The 17,960-nt window shown below is 43.2% G+C and carries 13 protein-coding genes; 5 read left to right on the forward strand and 8 right to left on the reverse strand.

Annotated elements, in window-relative coordinates; all coding sequences use genetic code 11:
* The first annotated feature begins 129 nt into the window (after nucleotides 1–129).
* The 3 genes from M1F03_RS01245 (at nucleotide 130) to hemN (ending at nucleotide 3,774) form a co-directional block, all read left to right on the forward strand.
* Nucleotides 130–1,464, forward strand: a complete 1,335-nt coding sequence (locus M1F03_RS01245; RefSeq protein WP_154624397.1) for an NCS2 family permease — start codon at nucleotides 130–132, stop codon at nucleotides 1,462–1,464.
* Between the two features lie 203 nt (nucleotides 1,465–1,667).
* Nucleotides 1,668–2,195 carry a Der GTPase-activating protein YihI gene (yihI, locus tag M1F03_RS01250; protein WP_251464898.1) on the forward strand — a complete coding sequence of 176 codons (528 nt, stop codon included), beginning with the start codon at nucleotides 1,668–1,670 and terminating at the stop codon, nucleotides 2,193–2,195.
* Between the two features lie 205 nt (nucleotides 2,196–2,400).
* On the forward strand, nucleotides 2,401–3,774 hold the full coding sequence (gene hemN / locus M1F03_RS01255) for an oxygen-independent coproporphyrinogen III oxidase (protein ID WP_154624399.1): 1,374 nt from the start codon (nucleotides 2,401–2,403) through the stop codon (nucleotides 3,772–3,774).
* A gap of 38 nt (nucleotides 3,775–3,812) precedes the next feature.
* Here the strand turns inward: hemN and ampC are convergent, their stop codons facing one another.
* Nucleotides 3,813–4,946: a class C beta-lactamase gene (gene ampC, locus M1F03_RS01260; RefSeq protein WP_375097490.1), complete on the reverse strand. Its 1,134-nt coding sequence runs from the start codon at nucleotides 4,944–4,946 to the stop codon at nucleotides 3,813–3,815.
* 193 nt (nucleotides 4,947–5,139) lie between these two features.
* Between ampC and M1F03_RS01265 the strand changes: the two genes are divergently transcribed.
* Nucleotides 5,140–6,018, forward strand: coding sequence for a LysR family transcriptional regulator (locus M1F03_RS01265; protein WP_154624401.1), 879 nt, complete (start codon nucleotides 5,140–5,142; stop codon nucleotides 6,016–6,018).
* Nucleotides 6,019–6,025: 7 nt separating this feature from the next.
* On the opposite strand, the gene glnG is transcribed toward M1F03_RS01265, so the two are convergent.
* The 4 genes from glnG to M1F03_RS01285 form a co-directional block, all read right to left on the reverse strand.
* Nucleotides 6,026–7,471, reverse strand: coding sequence for a nitrogen regulation protein NR(I) (gene glnG, locus M1F03_RS01270; protein ID WP_154624402.1), 1,446 nt, complete (start codon nucleotides 7,469–7,471; stop codon nucleotides 6,026–6,028).
* A gap of 9 nt (nucleotides 7,472–7,480) precedes the next feature.
* On the reverse strand, nucleotides 7,481–8,530 hold the full coding sequence (glnL, locus tag M1F03_RS01275) for a nitrogen regulation protein NR(II) (protein WP_154624403.1): 1,050 nt from the start codon (nucleotides 8,528–8,530) through the stop codon (nucleotides 7,481–7,483).
* 171 nt (nucleotides 8,531–8,701) lie between these two features.
* The gene (gene glnA / locus M1F03_RS01280; protein ID WP_154624404.1) at nucleotides 8,702–10,111 is read right to left on the reverse strand and encodes a glutamate--ammonia ligase; all 1,410 of its coding nucleotides are present in this window, start codon (nucleotides 10,109–10,111) and stop codon (nucleotides 8,702–8,704) included.
* 377 nt (nucleotides 10,112–10,488) lie between these two features.
* Nucleotides 10,489–11,145, reverse strand: coding sequence for a PadR family transcriptional regulator (locus tag M1F03_RS01285; protein WP_230085891.1), 657 nt, complete (start codon nucleotides 11,143–11,145; stop codon nucleotides 10,489–10,491).
* Between the two features lie 421 nt (nucleotides 11,146–11,566).
* Between M1F03_RS01285 and typA the strand changes: the two genes are divergently transcribed.
* Nucleotides 11,567–13,390: a ribosome-dependent GTPase TypA gene (gene typA / locus M1F03_RS01290; protein WP_163860532.1), complete on the forward strand. Its 1,824-nt coding sequence runs from the start codon at nucleotides 11,567–11,569 to the stop codon at nucleotides 13,388–13,390.
* Nucleotides 13,391–13,463: 73 nt separating this feature from the next.
* Here typA and abgT read toward each other — a convergent pair whose 3' ends face one another.
* The 3 genes from abgT to M1F03_RS01305 all read right to left on the reverse strand — a co-directional run bounded on the left by abgT (nucleotide 13,464) and on the right by M1F03_RS01305 (nucleotide 17,847).
* Nucleotides 13,464–14,993: a p-aminobenzoyl-glutamate transporter gene (gene abgT / locus M1F03_RS01295; RefSeq protein WP_154624406.1), complete on the reverse strand. Its 1,530-nt coding sequence runs from the start codon at nucleotides 14,991–14,993 to the stop codon at nucleotides 13,464–13,466.
* Nucleotides 14,994–15,080: 87 nt separating this feature from the next.
* Nucleotides 15,081–16,529 (reverse strand): M20 family metallopeptidase, encoded by a 1,449-nt coding sequence (locus tag M1F03_RS01300; RefSeq protein ID WP_251464900.1) that lies wholly within the window; start codon nucleotides 16,527–16,529, stop codon nucleotides 15,081–15,083.
* Nucleotides 16,522–17,847, reverse strand: coding sequence for a M20 family metallo-hydrolase (locus M1F03_RS01305; protein WP_251464901.1), 1,326 nt, complete (start codon nucleotides 17,845–17,847; stop codon nucleotides 16,522–16,524). Before M1F03_RS01305 ends, M1F03_RS01300 begins: the two co-directional genes overlap by 8 nt.
* Nucleotides 17,848–17,960: the final 113 nt, after the last annotated feature.

The following is a 17,960-nucleotide window of genomic DNA, read 5'->3' on the forward strand; positions in this document are numbered from 1 at the left end:
CAGTAAGTTAACTCATTTATGGATCTTTGATTTACGCAAACGTTTTCTTTTTTTCATTTTAACGGTAACACTCTCGATTTGTTTGTTGTAGGATAGGGCGAAAAAAACTTTTTTTGGGCGCTATATCTAATGAGTAATCAATCTTCTAGCTCTGGACAACAACAGGGTCTGTTTCAACGCGTGTTTAAATTACAAGAACACGGGACAACGGCGAAAACAGAAGTCGTTGCGGGCTTCACCACCTTTCTCACAATGGTCTACATTGTCTTTGTTAACCCTCAAATCTTATCTGTCGCTGGGATGGATATTAAAGCTGTTTTCGTCACCACCTGCTTAATTGCGGCGATAGGCAGTATTCTGATGGGGCTGTTGGCAAATCTGCCAATCGCAGTAGCTCCAGCGATGGGGCTAAATGCTTTTTTTGCGTTTGTCGTCGTCAGTGCGATGGGGTATTCATGGCAAGTGGCGATGGGGGCTGTATTTTGGGGAGCTGTTGGCTTATTCATTTTGACCCTATTCCGTATTCGTTATTGGATCATCGCGAATATTCCATTAAGTTTACGCGTTGGTATCACCAGTGGTATCGGACTGTTCATTGCGATGATGGGGCTGAAGAACTCGGGTATTATTGTGGCGAACCCAGATACACTCGTCTCTATCGGTAACTTTACCCAACATAACGTGTGGTTAGGGGCTTTGGGCTTTTTCATTATTGCGATCCTAGCGGCACGTAATATCCATGCGGCAGTGCTGGTCTCCATTGTGATCACAACCTTAATTGGCCTTGCATTAGGGGATGTGCAGTTCAATGGTATCTTCTCTATGCCGCCGAGCGTGATGACCGTTGTTGGCCAAGTTGATATTATGGGATCCTTGGATTTAGCGTTATCAGGCGTTATTTTTGCTTTTATGTTAGTTAACTTATTTGACTCTTCGGGCACCATGATTGGTGTGACAGATAAAGCAGGGATCACGGATGCGCGTGGAACTTTCCCTCGCATGAAGCAGGCGCTCTATGTCGACAGCCTCAGTTCTGTCGCGGGTTCGGCGATGGGAACCTCCTCCGTTACTGCTTATATTGAAAGCTCTTCTGGCGTGTCGGTTGGCGGACGTACAGGGTTAACTGCCATTGTGGTTGGTGTGTTATTCCTATTGACCATGTTTATCTCACCACTAGCGGGTATGGTTCCTGCTTATGCGACAGCTGGCGCGCTGATCTACGTTGGGGTGTTGATGACATCAAGTTTAACGCGTGTGAAATGGGATGACTTAACGGAATCAGTTCCTGCATTTATTACTGCGGTGATGATGCCCTTTAGTTTTTCGATCACGGAAGGGATCGCGTTAGGCTTTATCGCTTATTGCGCAATGAAAGTGGGTACCGGCCGCTGGCGCGAGTTGGGGCCATGCGTCATTTTAGTTTCCGTTTTATTTATTTTAAAAATGGTTTTAGTTGACGCTTAATCTTCTTTCCTATCAAACGGCTCCAATCGTCGGAGCCGTTTTGTTTATCAACTCCTCTCTATGACAGCCAATTCGAGCTATAATCAACAAAGCTGCCATGCAAAATACAAAAAAACCGTTTTAATTGCTGCGCAAATGCTTTCACAGCTTGAGGGATTCTGCTAGATTCCGCAGCAGAAACTGACTTATCAAGGTATCAGACCATGAATTCACCAAAAAAACCGGCAAGTAAAACTGCTAGCAAAACGAAGAAAAAGTATCGCAAAACAAAAGAAGAGCTCAATGCAGAAGGGCGTGAGCGTAAGCGCCAGAAAAAGCATCGTGGCAATAAATCGGGGGCTCGCTATCAAGAAAAATCGTCTAATAGTCAGTCTGGCAAGCAAAACGACAGCCTTGACCCACGCCTTGGTAGCAAAAAACCAGTCCCATTAGTGGTTGATGCAAATGCCGTTTCCACACGTACGACGCCAGTAAAAGAGCCTGTCGCAAAAGTGAAATTATCACCCGAGCAAGAGCTAGAAATGCTGGAGCAGGACGATCGTTTAGATAGCTTATTAGCGCGTTTAGAAGAGGGTGAAACGGTCACCACGGAAGAGCAAAAATACATTGATACTTGTTTAGACCGTATTGATGAGTTGATGTCTATTCTGGGTATCGAGCTCACTGATGAAGAAGAAGAGGAAGATGAAGAAAAACTGGATGACATTATGCGCATCTTGAAAAGTCAATAAGCGTCTTTTTCACTCCCCCTGCTTGCTGGGGGAGTATTGAACAAATTTCATTCAAACTGTATCACTTTTGGTGTTGCATCAACTCTCACCGCCCAATCACAAGTTATAATTTCTTTTATGTTATTATGTCGTGTATATAAGTTAGCCAATAAAAAAACATAAGATGTGGCCTGTAAACCGGCATTCGGCCAATTAAGGAATGTTAATGTCAGAGCAAAATATCGTTTGGGATCTTTCTCTTATCCAAAAATATAATTATTCAGGACCCCGCTATACGTCATACCCGACGGCCTTAGAGTTTAATCAGTCGTATGATGAACGTGCATTCGTGGCGGCAACGCAACGCTATCCTGAAAATCCATTATCGCTCTATGTTCACATTCCATTCTGCCATAAGCTCTGTTATTTTTGTGGCTGTAATAAGCTAGTGACACGGCAAAAGCATAAAGCAGATGAATATTTACAAGTTATTGAAAAAGAAATTATTCAGCGTGCCGCACTATTAAAAAATCGCACTGTGACGCAAATGCATTGGGGGGGAGGAACTCCAACTTATCTCGATAAAGCTCAAGTGAGCCATCTTGTCGCACTATTAAAAAAACATTTTCATTTCTCAAACGATGTTGAAATGTCGATTGAAGTTGATCCGCGTGAAATTGAACTCGACATGATCGATCACTTGCGGAGTGAAGGATTTAATCGCCTAAGTATGGGCGTGCAAGATTTTAATAAAGAAGTTCAGGTCTTGGTGAACCGCGAGCAGGATGAGGATTTCATTTTTGCGTTGATTAATCGAGCAAAAGAAACGGGGTTTACATCAACGAGTATTGACCTTATTTATGGGTTACCCAAACAGACACCAGAAAGCTTTGCTTTCACTCTGCAAAAAGTGATTGAGTTGTCGCCTGACCGCCTGAGCGTATTCAATTATGCGCATCTACCAAACCTCTTTGCTGCACAGCGTAAAATTAAAGATGACGATTTACCGAGCGCAGAGCAAAAACTCGATATCTTGCAAGAAACGATCGCGACATTAACGTCACAAGGCTATCAGTTTATTGGTATGGACCACTTTGCGAAGCCACAAGATGAGTTAGCGATAGCACAGCGCGAAGGCGTTTTACACCGTAATTTCCAAGGTTACACCACGCAAGGGAACTGTGATTTGTTAGGTTTAGGCGTGTCTGCTATCAGCATGCTTGGGGATAGCTACGCTCAGAACCAAAAAGATTTAAAAACTTATTATGCGCAGGTTGAAGAGCAAGGTCATGCGTTGTGGCGTGGTTTAGTATTAACCGATGACGATTGTTTGCGTCGAGATGTAATTAAGACGCTGATTTGTAATTTTCAGCTTCAATATGCACAAATTGAATCTCTTTATCCCATTAATTTTAAAGAATATTTCTCGGAAGACTTAGCCTTGTTAAAACCGATGGCGGAAGATGGGTTAGTTGAAATAACAAATACAGCAATTAAGGTATCCCCTCAAGGCCGTTTGTTGATTCGAAATATTTGTATGTGTTTCGATGTTTATTTACGCAATCAAATGCGTCAACGTCAATTTTCTCGAGTGATATAACCGATTGTGGCTCCGTGTTATGACGGAGCCATTGTCTTTTAACGAGCGATCTTTTCTAATAGTTGATAAGTCGCTGTAATGCGCTGAGGGATAGGTATCCATTTATTGGATAACATCACAATGGCAATTTTTTCTTCTGGAATAAATACAGCGTATGTGGCGAAGCCATTCGTTGAACCCGTTTTGTTATAATAAGCACGTATTTCTGGCGCCATAGCGGGTTTGATCAACTCAACTTTTTGCGGCTTTAGTGCCATATCATCACGATTACCCTGAAGCAATTGCGCCAAAGAAACTGGCCATGGATAGCTTTCCCACATCATATCTTGTACAAAAGAATCTGTGAGATAAACGCCCGTATGCGTATTCTCAACCGCCTCTTGCCAAGGTTTAGCCACTTTAATGGTCTGCATATTGATCTCTAAATAACGGATCAAATCTTTAGCGTTTGATTTTAAGCCATAGGCTTCAGCATCAAGGATTTCAGGGGTAACTCGAACGGGTTGATCTTGCTTGTTATACCCTTGTGCATAATATTTTTCTTGGTTTTTAGGGACATGAATATAAGTATGTTTTAATCCAAGTGAAGGAAGCATCAATTTTTCCATCGCTTGAGAAAATGGCATATCAAGTTGTTTGGCTGTTACGATGCCGAGCAACCCAACGCCAAGGTTTGAATAAGCACGATATTGCCCAACGTTGTGCTCAGGAAGCCACTTTTGATAGTACTCGATCAGTTGCTTGTCAGTAGTGACACCATTTGGCACAAATAACGATAGACCTGACGTATGGGTTGCTAAATTCATCACGCTAACATTATCAAAAGCACTGCCTGTTAGCTCAGGTAAGTAATGGCTGACAGGTTGGCTGAAATCTAACTTACCTTGTGTTTGCGCATAAGCGGCAAGCGTTGCTGTGAAAGTTTTTGATAATGACCCGATTTCATACAATGTTCTATCCGAAACAGGTTGTTGGGTCTGCTTTGACTGTACACCATAGTGGTAAATTCTTTGCTGTCCATCCACAGAAATAGCAATAGACATACCCGGAATATTTTCTTGCTTCATCAGCGGTTTGATAATGTCATCAACCGCTTGTTGTGTCATCGCTGACGCTGAAAGTGAAGTAAAGGCTAAACTCAAAGCGACAAAAAGCCGTCCCTGACGAAAAATATTTTTCATAGAGTTATCCGTTAAAGTAAAAGTTTTCGTTGTTACTGACAAAATTCAGGTATGCTAATCCTTCAACATCAAATTTGTTGTAGAGTCGATGAATTCTGCATGTACTGGTGATTGGTAGAAAGTATGCCTATTTCCAACTCTGATTTAAAACGATATAAAATTCGATGAGGCAAAAGAAAAACTTATGTCAGGAAATTATCGTCATCGCCTTCCTCTAAATGCGTTGAGGGCATTCGAAGCTTCTGCCAGACATTTAAGCTTTACGCGAGCAGGTTTGGAACTGAATGTCACGCAAGCGGCGGTAAGCCAGCAGGTTCGCCTACTGGAAGAGCAACTTGGATTAGAGTTATTTGTTCGTTTACCTAGAGGGCTGGCATTAACCGATGAGGGGCTTGCTTTACTTCCTGTTTTGAGTCGCTCTTTTGACCAAATAGAGTCATTATTGCAACAGTTTGAGGATGGTCATTATCACGAAGTACTGAGTGTGTCAGTCGTAGGAACTTTTGCTGTAGGCTGGTTGTTACCCCGTTTACCTGCTTTTACTGAGTTATACCCTTATATTGATTTGCGTATTATGACCCATAATAACGTGGTCAATTTAGCCGCAGAAGGGGTTGATTTCGCTATTCGTTTCGGTGAGGGGCTATGGCCATTAGCTGAAAATACGCCGTTATTTCCGGCCGCCCATACTGTGCTTTGTTCTGAAAAAATAGCCCATAAATTGACCCATCCTTTGGACCTAAAAGAGCACCGTTTAATGCGTTCTTATCGTAAAGATGAATGGGAAAAATGGCAGATTGTAGCGGGACTTGAGCCGTGGCGTGTCAAAGGACCCATATTTGATTCCTCGCGCTTAATGGTTGAAGCAGCATTGCTGACCGACAGCGTAGCCCTTGCACCAAGTTGCATGTTTGAGCATGAATTAAGTGCGGGAACCTTAGTTCAACCATTTGATATCAGTGTAACACTCGGGGGATATTGGCTGAGCCGTTTAAAATCTCGCCCAATAACCCCAGCAATGGTGATTTTTCAAAATTGGTTACTGACTGAAGTTAAATCGTGATAAAGGGTTACTCGATGCCTAGCTCTTTTAATTTTCGAGTTAATGTATTGCGACCCCATCCAAGTAAACGAGCAGCCTCTTGTTTATGTCCATGAGTATGCTTAAGTGCACAGCTCAGCATGGTGTATTCCATTAACGGTACTGTTTGTGCAAGCAAATTTTCTTTCCCTTCCGCGAGAGCGTCTTGAGTCCATTGCTCAAGTAATTCAAACCATGCTGTATTATTGCTTGCGACATAATGGCGTGTCGTGGATTCAGTGGATGCATCATTTTGCTGCTGGTGACCGAGTAAATCTTCAGGTAAGTCTTGTGGCAAAATTTCTTGGCTTGCCGCCATCACGGTGAGCCAGCGACACACGTTTTCCAATTGCCTGACATTACCGGGCCAATGATAGTGTTGTAAAAGACGTTCACTCTCTGGATGCAGCAATTTGCTATCAACCCCAAGCTCTTTGGCGGTATTTTGCAAGAAATAGTATGCAAGGCGGGGAATGTCCTCGATTCTTTCTCGTAATGGTGGGAGTTGCACACGAATGACATTTAAGCGATGGAATAAATCATCACGGAACAACCCTTCTTTAACCCGTTTCTCAAGATCTTGGTGAGTCGCAGCAATAATACGGACATCCACTTTTACAGGAGTATAGCCACCTATACGATAAAATTGCCCCTCCGCAAGTACCCTCAGTAGCCGCGTTTGGATATCGAGTGGCATATCACCAATCTCATCCAAGAATAGAGAACCGCCATTTGCTTGTTCGAAACGACCTTGCCTAACTTGTGTGGCACCGGTGAATGCCCCCTTTTCGTGACCAAAAAGTTCAGATTCAATCAGGTCTTTAGGGATGGCCGCCATATTTAGTGCAATAAAAGGCCCGTTGGCTCTAGGGCTATGTTGGTGTAGCGCATGAGCCACTAATTCTTTACCTGTTCCTGATTCACCATTAATTAGCACACTAATTGATGAGCGAGAGAGACGACCGATAATACGGTAGACCTCTTGCATAGCAGGAGCCTCACCTATCATGGTTGAAGAGACGCTTTCCATTTTTTGTTTGGGGTCACGTTCGACATGATTTTGTTCACGACTATGATTTAAGGCGCGTTCAACCAGCGCAACGGTTTCATCAATGTCAAAAGGCTTAGGTAGATAATCAAAAGCGCCCGATTGGTATGCATTCACTGCGGCATCAAGGTCAGAGTGCGCTGTCATAATAATAATGGGTAATAATGGGTGTGACTGTTTTAGCTGAGTGAGAAGGGCTAAGCCATCCACACCAGGCATACGAATATCCGATAACAAAACATCAGGTTGGTCATGTGTTAGCGCCGCGAGGACGCTATCTGCGCTATCAAAACAGGTGCAATGAAAAGAGGCACTATTTAATGCACGCTCAAGTACCCAACGAATAGAACTGTCATCATCAACAACCCAGATTTTTCCCTGTTGCATTGTTATCTCCTATTTTTTAATTGGTAGATAAATAGAAAACTCGGTATGACCGGGCCAACTGGTAAATTCAATTTTTCCTGCATGTTGGTCAACTAAACTATGAACGATGGATAGACCTAATCCCGTGCCACCTAAGCGACCACTTACCATGGGGTAAAATAAGGTGTCTTGTATAGCTAATGGAATGCCTGGGCCATTATCTTCGATATCGATACGTGCCGCTAAGCGATAACGTTCACCTTGCAACATCACTTGAAATGCGGTGCGAGTTCGTAATGTAATCGTACCACCTGTCTCAGAAAGCGCTTGTAACGCATTACGAATAATATTTAGCAGAACCTGCTCAATTTGGTCAGGATAGTATTCAAGGTCAGGCAAGCTTGGATCATAATCGCGGACTAATGTGATGTTGTCTGGTTTTTCTAACGACACCAATCGGACGATATTTTCAGCGCTATGATGAATGCTTTGTTGTGTTTTAGGACCGGGATATTGTGGGCCTAGTAACCGGTCAACCAAGGCTCTTAGCCGATCTGCTTGCTCAATAATGACTTGTGTATATTCGTTTAATTGTGGATCCGGCAAGGCTTTAGAGAGCAACTGAGCCGCTCCTCTTAGGCCGCCTAAGGGGTTTTTGATCTCGTGAGCAAGCCCTCTGATGAGCTCTCTTGCTGCTAATTGTTGGGCATTTTGTACTTGTTCTTGGCTTAGCCGACGTTGACTGTCTAATTGATAAAGCTCTAATAAAATAAATTGGCTAGAAAAAGGCTGTGCGCTTAACGCCATCACATGGGAGTGATTATTAAACACCAGCGTGACCTCGTTATCGGTAAAACTGTGGCCTTCTTTTAAACTGTTTAACATTAACTCGTCATTTAAAGAGCAATAACTACAAAGAACAGGTAATGGTGTGCCATATATCTTGCGTTGACTTTGCGCAAGTATTTGCAAAGCCGCGTGATTAGCATAATGAATCACAAGGTCATAATCGACAATTAAGACGCTGTTTAACAGTGAGTTGAGGATGTGTTCCGGTGCTGGCAAATGTTCGGCTTTCATGTAATTCTGCTCCTGCACTATTTTGGTGCATTATACTTGATTTACCCAACAAAGCTGCAACTTGAATAACAATGCCGTCAATTTATCTATTACTAAAAAGTCAGAGAAAAGGCCCCATCAAAGATGGGGCAAATGTTTCACGGCAACAAAGACTAGCAGTGGAACGGCGTGTTACACACTGTAGTACATTTCAAATTCTAGTGGATGCGGCGTCATGCGGACACGTTGAATATCGTTACGCAGTAATTCAATGTAGGCGTCGATAGCGTCATTAGTGAAGACACCACCACGCGTTAAGAATTCGCGATTTTTATCTAATTCATTCAGCGCTTCTTCTAATGAACCCGCAACCGTTGGGATCTCTTTCGCTTCTTCTGGTGGCAAGTCATACAAGTTTTTATCCATTGCATCACCTGGGTGGATCTTGTTGATGATGCCATCAAGACCCGCCATCAGCTGGGCAGCAAACGCCAAATAAGGGTTAGCAGCAGGGTCTGGGAAACGAACTTCAATACGGCGCGCTTTGGTGCTAGCAACAACAGGAATACGGATAGATGCTGAGCGGTTACGTGCTGAGTAAGCCAACATAACGGGTGCTTCAAACCCAGGAACCAAACGTTTATAGGAGTTGGTTGTTGGGTTAGTGAAGGCATTCAACGCACGAGCGTGTTTGATAATACCGCCAATGTAGTAAAGCGCCATTTCAGATAACCCGCCGTACTTATCGCCTGCAAATAGGTTGATACCATCTTTTGACAGTGACATATGACAGTGCATACCTGAACCGTTATCGCCAACTAAAGGTTTTGGCATAAAGGTCGCTGTTTTACCATAAGCATGTGCGACGTTATGCACGACATATTTATAAATCTGAGTTTCATCCGCTTTTTTCGTCATTGTATTAAAGCGACATGCCACTTCGTTTTGTCCAGCAGTAGCGACTTCATGGTGATGCGCTTCAACCACTAAGCCCATTTCTTCCATTGTGGTGCACATTGCAGAACGCAAGTCCTGTGAAGAATCGACAGGCGGAACAGGGAAATAGCCGCCTTTTACGCCTGGACGATGACCTTTGTTACCACCTTCATATTTAGTGCCGGTATTCCATGCCGCTTCAATATCATCGATATGATAGTAGCTGCTGTGCATGCTATTACCAAAACGGATGTCATCAAAGATGAAGAATTCAGGTTCTGGCCCAAATAACACGGTATCCGCGATCCCACTAGAACGTAAAAAATCTTCCGCGCGTTGAGAGATAGAACGAGGGTCACGGTCGTAACCTTGCATGGTACCTGGCTCAAGGATATCGCAACGAATGATCAATGTTGGATCCGCAAAAAATGGGTCAAGCATTGCAGTTGATGGATCTGGCATGAGCACCATGTCAGATTCGTTAATGCCTTTCCAGCCACCAATCGATGAACCGTCAAACATTTTGCCTTCTTCAAAGAAGTCTTCGTTGACTTGATGAGCAGGGATGGTGATGTGCTGCTCTTTACCTTTGGTATCAGTAAAACGCAAATCGATAAATTTTATTTTGTGCTCTTCTATCAGCGATAAAACGTGTTCTGAGGACATCGTCGGCTCTCCTGGTCAGGTCGGTTTTGCAAAATAATCACAGGCAGTTGGATTATTTTTTGCCATTATTTCTGGCTTTTCAGCGTCAGTTAATCAAGGTGTCACTTCTTACATAAAAATATAAGCGAAAAACGTGCCAACTTTTAAAATAGCCTAAATACGGCATATTACAACGTTATGACAAACGGATAAGGAAATAAACAGCAGTAATTGCACTAATATGGTGCAATTTACTTTTTGATTGCACAGATGTAGTGCAATTTGACTAGGATGGGATTTAAATTGACGTAATAAAGTCGATTGATTGGCTATTTAGCCTTGTGCTTGACGTCTAAGCCCAAGGCTGTTCATTTTATAAAAATGGCTAAATAACAACATTATTCATCGATATTGTCAGTCAGTAATGTGTTTACTTGCTCAATTTGCTGTACTGCATCATTAATGATCTGTGCGATTTGGCGTGTTTGGGTTTCATTTAGTTGCTTTAGCACCATTTTATGGCGCAATAATGCTTTGAAACGGTGAACCGCCATTTCGATTTCTTCGGATAAATTACCGCCGTGCTGCATGTCGCGAGCTTTGGCTAATTTACGGAAAATAGTGGCCTCAATCTCTTGATTCGCTTTTAAATGTTCGGCACCTTCCGCGGTAATTTTGAAGCTTTTACGATTACGTTCAATTATTTCTGATTCAAGAAAACCTTGCTCTTCAAGTAACGTTAGCGTTGGGTAAACGACCCCAGGGCTTGGTACATATAAACCACTGGACGCTTCTTGAATATCTTTAATAATTTCATAGCCATAGCTTGGTTTTTTGGCAACTAATGACAGCACCATAATGTGCAAATCACCATGGTCGAATAAACGACGTAATCCACGTCCACGACCTTTATGACGACCTTCGCCATGTCTACGGCCCTTACCATGACAATGACGACCTTCACCATGACCATGATCTTCGCCGTGGCAACATTGATGTCCATGGCCGTCTTCATGGCGTGAATGATAAACATGACGGCAGGTATGAATTCGCATATAATCCTCCTTAATTAGATATATCGAATTAGCTTGAGTTAAATATAAATAGATATATCTAATTAGTCAATTTAGATATATCTAAATCACATTAAAAGGGTCGAAAACTAGATATTGTGCAAAAAAATCTATTTTTTATTCTTTTTTTAGGCGGATAATTAATGGTACAAAGTGTATTATTCTGCTACTTTGTGGTTTTTCAGTACTGATACGGGTTATTTTCTGATATATTCCGCGATTGTTACGCAACTGAATGTTTTTTAGTTAAAAACTTTTTATACAGTGATGGGTTTCACATTTATTCCACTTGTGCGGAAAAACGTGTAAAATAACAGCAAATTAACGTAGAAAGTATGCTTCCTATATCGATTTAGGCGCAATAAAGCATATTCCTTTCCTGTCAATTAAACGGTAAAAATCCTTGTCAATTCAAAACTTAAGAAATATCGCCATCATCGCTCACGTTGACCATGGCAAGACAACACTGGTTGGTAAATTACTACAGCAATCAGGCACGTTCGGTGAACGTGAAACTGTAGATGAGCGTGTTATGGACTCCAATGACTTGGAGAAAGAGCGCGGTATCACCATCCTTGCTAAAAACACTGCGATCAAATGGAATGACTATCGCATTAACATCGTAGATACCCCAGGCCACGCCGACTTCGGTGGTGAAGTTGAACGTGTTATGTCAATGGTTGACAGCGTTCTGCTGGTGGTTGATGCGACTGATGGTCCTATGCCTCAAACGCGTTTCGTTACCCAAAAAGCGTTTGATAATGGCTTAAAACCCATTGTTGTTATCAATAAAGTTGACCGCCCAGGCTCACGTCCTGATTGGGTAGTTGACCAAGTATTTGATTTATTCGTTAACTTAGGTGCAACGGATGAACAGCTTGATTTCCCTATTGTTTATGCATCTGCAATAAACGGTATTGCGGGTCTTGACCATACTGATATGGCTGAAGACATGACCCCACTTTACGAAGCTATCGTAAAATACGTTGAGCCACCAAAAGTTGATCTGGAAGGCCCTTTCCAGATGCAAGTATCACAGCTAGATTACAACAGCTACTTAGGTGTTATCGGTATTGGTCGTATCAAGCGTGGTACAGTGAAACCAAACCAGCAAGTGACGGTGATCGACAGCGAAGGTAATACTCGCAATGGTAAAATTGGTAAGGTACTGACTCACTTAGGTTTAGAGCGTATTGACTCTCAACAAGCTGAAGCCGGTGACATCGTTGCGCTGACGGGTTTAGGTGAACTTAATATCTCTGACACGATTTGTAACGTGGGGAATGTGGAAGCGCTGCCTGCATTAGCGGTAGATGAGCCAACAGTTAGCATGTTCTATTGTGTTAACACCTCACCATTCTGTGGTCGTGAAGGTAAGTTTGTGACATCTCGTCAGATTCTTGACCGCTTGAATAAAGAACTCGTTCATAACGTGGCGTTGCGTGTTGAAGAAACCCAAGATCCAGACGCATTCCGTGTTTCTGGTCGTGGTGAGTTGCACTTATCTGTTCTGATCGAAAATATGCGTCGTGAAGGTTTCGAATTGGCGGTTTCTCGTCCAAAAGTTATCTTCCGTGAAGTTGATGGTCGTAAACAAGAGCCATTTGAACAAGTGACCTTAGATGTTGAAGAACAACACCAAGGTGATGTCATGAAGGCGTTGGGTGAACGTAAAGGTGACCTACGCGATATGATGCCAGATGGTAAAGGTCGTGTACGTCTTGACTACATCATTCCTAGCCGTGGCCTGATTGGCTTCCGTACTGAGTTCATGACGATGACATCAGGTACTGGCTTACTGTATTCAACATTCAGCCACTATGATGATGTTCGTCCGGGTGAAATCGGCGGCCGCCAAAATGGCGTATTGATTTCAAACGGTCAAGGTAAAGCGGTTGCTTATGCACTGTACAGCCTGCAAGACCGCGGTAAGTTGTTCTTAGGTCACGGTGCAGAAGTGTATGAAGGCCAAATCATTGGTATTCACTCACGTTCAAATGACCTGACTGTTAACTGCTTAACAGGTAAGAAATTGACTAACATGCGTGCATCGGGTACTGACGAAGCCACAACGCTGTCGCCACCAATCAAAATGACTCTGGAACAAGCGCTTGAGTTTATTGATGATGACGAGTTAGTTGAGGTCACTCCACAGTCTATTCGCCTACGTAAGCGTCACTTGACTGAAAACGATCGCCGCCGTGCAAATCGTTCAAAAGATGACTAATTATCGTTAGCGAGATAGCTATCATGAAGAAGGCGCCCAAAAGGCGCCTTTTTTATCCGTATAGGCAGATGCGTTAAGGATGGAGTAGAGGATAAACCCCTGGGCCTATTGGTAAGCCGGCATAGTACCAACCTACGAGTAGTAATATCCAAACGCCAAAGAAGACTAATGGGTAAGGCAAAATTAAGGTGTAATAGGTGCCGAGTTGGGCATTTTTGTAATATCGCTGCAAGAACCCTAAAAATAGTGGCAAGAAAGGGGACATAGGCGCTAGCGGTAATACGGCAGAATCTGCAATGCGGAAAACTATTTGGGCAAAAGCTGGGTGGAAGCCTAATAAAACAAACATGGGCACAAAGATAGGCGCTAGGATAGACCAAATCGCCGAGCCACTCGCAATAAACATACATAAAAATGCGGATAAAAACATCAAGCCAATAAACGCAGGAACACCTGTCATCCCTAAATTTTCAAGTAAGTCAGTTAAACCTATTGCCATAAATTTCCCCATATTGCTCCAATTGAAAAAAGCAACAAACTGGGAAAGTGGGAAAACCATAACAATAAAGCCTGCCATGCTTTTCATTGGGTCAACTAATAAATCAGGGATATCGTTTGGTTTTTTAATCTGCTTTGTCGAAATACCATAAGTAATAGATACCACAAAGAAGAAAATAATAATGACAGGAACAATGCCTTTAATGAAAGGAGATGGAATAACCGAGCCAGTTTGAGGGTCACGAAGCGGGGCGCCTTCCGGCACAACCATTAACGCAACAATCGCGATAAAGATGAGTGCTGAAAGTCCGCTCATTAATAACCCACGATTTTGTAATGGTGTCAGTTTTTCTAAGCGGTCATTAGAGGTTCCTTCCCATTTTGGTAGCCTAGGCTCAATAAATTTGTCCGTGAGTAATGCGCCAGCAATCGTTAAGACAATCACGGAAGTCGCCATAAAATACCAGTTATCAATCACACTAACATGTAAGTTAGGGTCAATGATCATTGCCGCCTCAGTACTAATGCCTGAAAGTAAAACGTCGGTGGTGACAATGAGTAAGTTAGCGGTGAATCCCGAACCTACGCCGGCAATAGCGGCGAGTAAGCCTGCAACTGGGTGACGCCCTACCGCAATAAAAATTAATGCGCCTAATGGGGGCATAACGACAAGAGCCGCATCTGATGAAATATGGCTAAAAAACGCGATAAAGAGCACCATGTAACTGGCATAGCGTTTATTAATTCCTGACGCCATTTTGTACATTAAGGCTTGCAATAAACCTACTTTCTCAGCGAGACCCGCCCCGATAACTAATGCGAGAATTGCCCCAAGAGGCGCGAAGCTACTAAAGTTTTTGACGATATTAGGCAATATCCATTGAATGCCTTCAACGCTCAATAAATTCTTAACCGAAACCAGTTCACCGTTAGCGGGATTTTTGACGGATAAATCGAACCAAGACAGTATTGCAGTAGCAACCATTAGGATCGCGAGAAGATAGACGAAGAGAATAAAAGGATTAGGTATTTTATTCCCGACACGCTCTATCCAACGAAAAATAGCACCTGGACTTTTATTCATTGAAGTTGCAGTTTGATTCATGATGTTTTCCTATGTATTTGCAATTATTGTTATTTTTATAATTGTGATGGCGGGCGTTATGATTGTTATTTGCCCGCCAATGTCACGTTACTGCAATTTTGACGGCTTCACGTCAGATGGAATTGGGCAGTGATAAGGTTGTTCATCACGCTGACGTTGGAATTCATTTTTTGCTTGAGCTAGTAAGCTGGGTGTCGTGAATAGTTCGACGGCAGTAGCGGCCATAATTTTCCCTGCTAATAACATGCCCTTATGCGCAATGGATGTTCTGCCTTGTGCAACTAATTGCCATGTATGTAGAGGCGTACCGAATGCAAAGCAGGGACTAAAACACTGTGCGGTCGGGGTCACCCAACTGACATCGCCCACATCGGTGGAGCCGTACATCAGCTCTTTTGATTCAACATAAGGTAAAACCTCATCTGTTAGCGCTTTATTGCCTTGACGTTCACCCCAATGAAGCGCTTCTTCACCACCACTACGCGCTGCATTTAATTTGGCATTGCGTAAATCATCTTTAGTGAGTGTGGCATGGATCTCCTCGGCAAATTGGCGTTCTTGCGAGTCATATTCAGGAATGCCGTAAGTGGTAATATGTTGGTACATCGCTTTTTCAATCGTACGATTTGGTACATAATTTGAACACGCTTTATCAAAACGAATATCGAGTTCTGTACCTGTCATCAAGGCGGCACCTTTAGCGATATCAATAACGCGTTGATATATATCTTGAGCTTGGTCTAGTTGAGGAGCGCGTACAAGGTACAAGACTTCAGCATCGGCCTGAACGACATTTGGGGAGGCGCCCCCTGTATTCGTCACTGCATAGTGAATACGTGCTTCTTGGATAACATGCTCACGTAAGAATTGAACACCCACATTCATTAAACTGACGGCATCCAGCGCACTACGTCCTAAATGAGGTGAGTTTGCCGCATGTGCTGCAATACCTTTGAAACGGAACGCTGTCTGGATATTGGCAAGTGATTGCACATTAAAAACGCCACTGAAAGATTCAGGATGCCAGGTGACAGCAGCATCTACATCATCAAAGAGGCCTTCTCTTACCATGAAAGTTTTACCAGAGCCGCCTTCTTCTCCAGGGCAGCCATAGAAACGTACGGTGCCTGACAACTGGTTTTCTTCGAGCCACGCTTTTACAGCAAAGGCTGAGGATAAGGCGGCAGTGCCAAGTAAATTATGCCCACAACCGTGGCCGTTACCATTTTCAATAACAGGATTAGGTTGACTACAAGCCGAATGCTGACTTAAACCTGCAAGTGCATCGTATTCACCGAGTAAAGCAATAACAGGGGTACCTGAGCCAAAACTGGCGATGAACGCGGTTTCTATATCACCAACCCCTCTTTCAACCTGAAAGCCTTCTTGCTCCAGCGCATCGGCAAGAAGATTAGCAGAAAAGGTCTCTTCAAACCGCGTTTCAGGGTGGTCCCAAATCGCATCGCTTAACTGGGTAAAACGAGTACGATTTTGCTCAATATAATTATTAATAAAGGATGTGAATGTCTTACTCATGAGTTTTGCCTCCAAATTCAGGTAGCGAAAGCGCGATGGTTGCTAAGGTTTTGACGGCAACAGGCATGACATCTTCATCAAAATCAAAGCGCTCGTTGTGGTGACCCGCGCTTAATTCAGTACCGAAAATCATATAGGTTGCTTGTCCACCTTGCGCTTTTGTACGCTCCATAAAATAGGTCGCATCTTCTGAACCCGCAGCTTGAGGTTTATCTTTGATGACGGAGGCCAGCTCAGGGATTTTGTTCTGTGCAAGACCCATAATAAAATCGACCCATTCAGGGCTAGGGTGACTACTTTGTGCCGCTCCCATTAAGTTGATTTTGAAATCAACATCCTGCATTTTTGCTGCACCTTCGATGACATTAAGTGCTTTTTGATACATAAATTCGTTGATTTCATTCGTTTCGCCGCGTGTCTCGACTTTCATTAAGGCGTGATCGGCAATCACATTACGTCCGATACCTGCATTCAGTACGCCAACATTAATACGAGAGCTACCTTCACTGTGACGAGGGATAGCGTATAGGCCAAGTGTCGCTTGAGCAGCAGCCACTAATGCGTTTTTACCTTCTTCGGGCCTTGCTCCCGAATGGGCTGCTTTACCATGAAATGTGACATCAAATTTAGTCGTAGCGAGAAAACTTTTGCTACCGCACACGAGTTCCCCTTTCGGAACACCTGTACCGATATGTATTGCGACAAAAAAATCCACATCATCGACCACACCCGCGGTTGCCATTGATTTTGCTCCGCGAGTTCCTTCCTCAGCCGGTTGGAAAATCAGTTTAATTCGACCTGTTAGCTGTGATTGAAACTGCTTCAATATATGGGCTAAACCAAGGCCAATAGCGGTATGTCCATCATGACCACAGGCGTGCATCATGTGTGAATTACAAGAAGCAAAGCCTTCTGCATGAGGGCGGTGTTGTGCGGTGAGATCCTCATTAAGGTCTAATGCATCCATGTCGACACGAAAGGCGAGTGTCGGTCCTGGTTTACCGGTATCTAATGTGGCAACGATACCGGTAAATCCGCCAGAAAAATGGGGAAGCCATTCTGTTAACGCACCTTGCTCAATAGCGCGTTTTTCTTGTTCGGCAAACTGTTCTGGTGTCGGCAACCCCATACGATCTTCCGCTTTAATAACGTCTTTTCCGAGTTGTAGCTGATAGCCAAGGCGAGCGAGTTCATCTGCGACTCGTGTTGCGGTCCGAAATTCAAACCAACCTGATTCTGCATATTGATGGAAGTCACGGCGCCAAAGTTGTAGTTGATGTGTGATGGACTCAATGGCGTTATTTAAAGAAATCTCCATAATTGTTATCTCTTTTAGTTATCACGATAAAATAGAATGGCTCGGTATAAATACCCAGTACGATTTGATTTTGGTGAAATTAAATTTTATTTAATAATTTCAAAATAATTTAA

Source organism: Providencia sp. PROV080 (assembly GCF_033688105.1).
GTDB lineage: Bacteria > Pseudomonadota > Gammaproteobacteria > Enterobacterales > Enterobacteriaceae > Providencia > Providencia zhejiangensis.

Bases quoted from the DNA above. Each gene is read 5' to 3' on its own strand.
- M1F03_RS01245 (WP_154624397.1), top strand. From the start codon at position 130: ATGAGTAATCAATCTTCTAGCTCTGGACAACAACAGGGTCTGTTTCAA.
- yihI (WP_251464898.1), top strand. From the start codon at position 1,668: ATGAATTCACCAAAAAAACCGGCAAGTAAAACTGCTAGCAAAACGAAG.
- hemN (WP_154624399.1), top strand. From the start codon at position 2,401: ATGTCAGAGCAAAATATCGTTTGGGATCTTTCTCTTATCCAAAAATAT.
- M1F03_RS01265 (WP_154624401.1), top strand. From the start codon at position 5,140: ATGTCAGGAAATTATCGTCATCGCCTTCCTCTAAATGCGTTGAGGGCA.
- glnG (WP_154624402.1), bottom strand. From the start codon at position 7,471: ATGCAACAGGGAAAAATCTGGGTTGTTGATGATGACAGTTCTATTCGT.
- glnL (WP_154624403.1), bottom strand. From the start codon at position 8,530: ATGAAAGCCGAACATTTGCCAGCACCGGAACACATCCTCAACTCACTG.
- glnA (WP_154624404.1), bottom strand. From the start codon at position 10,111: ATGTCCTCAGAACACGTTTTATCGCTGATAGAAGAGCACAAAATAAAA.
- M1F03_RS01285 (WP_230085891.1), bottom strand. From the start codon at position 11,145: ATGCGAATTCATACCTGCCGTCATGTTTATCATTCACGCCATGAAGAC.
- abgT (WP_154624406.1), bottom strand. From the start codon at position 14,993: ATGAATCAAACTGCAACTTCAATGAATAAAAGTCCAGGTGCTATTTTT.
- M1F03_RS01300 (WP_251464900.1), bottom strand. From the start codon at position 16,529: ATGAGTAAGACATTCACATCCTTTATTAATAATTATATTGAGCAAAAT.
- M1F03_RS01305 (WP_251464901.1), bottom strand. From the start codon at position 17,847: ATGGAGATTTCTTTAAATAACGCCATTGAGTCCATCACACATCAACTA.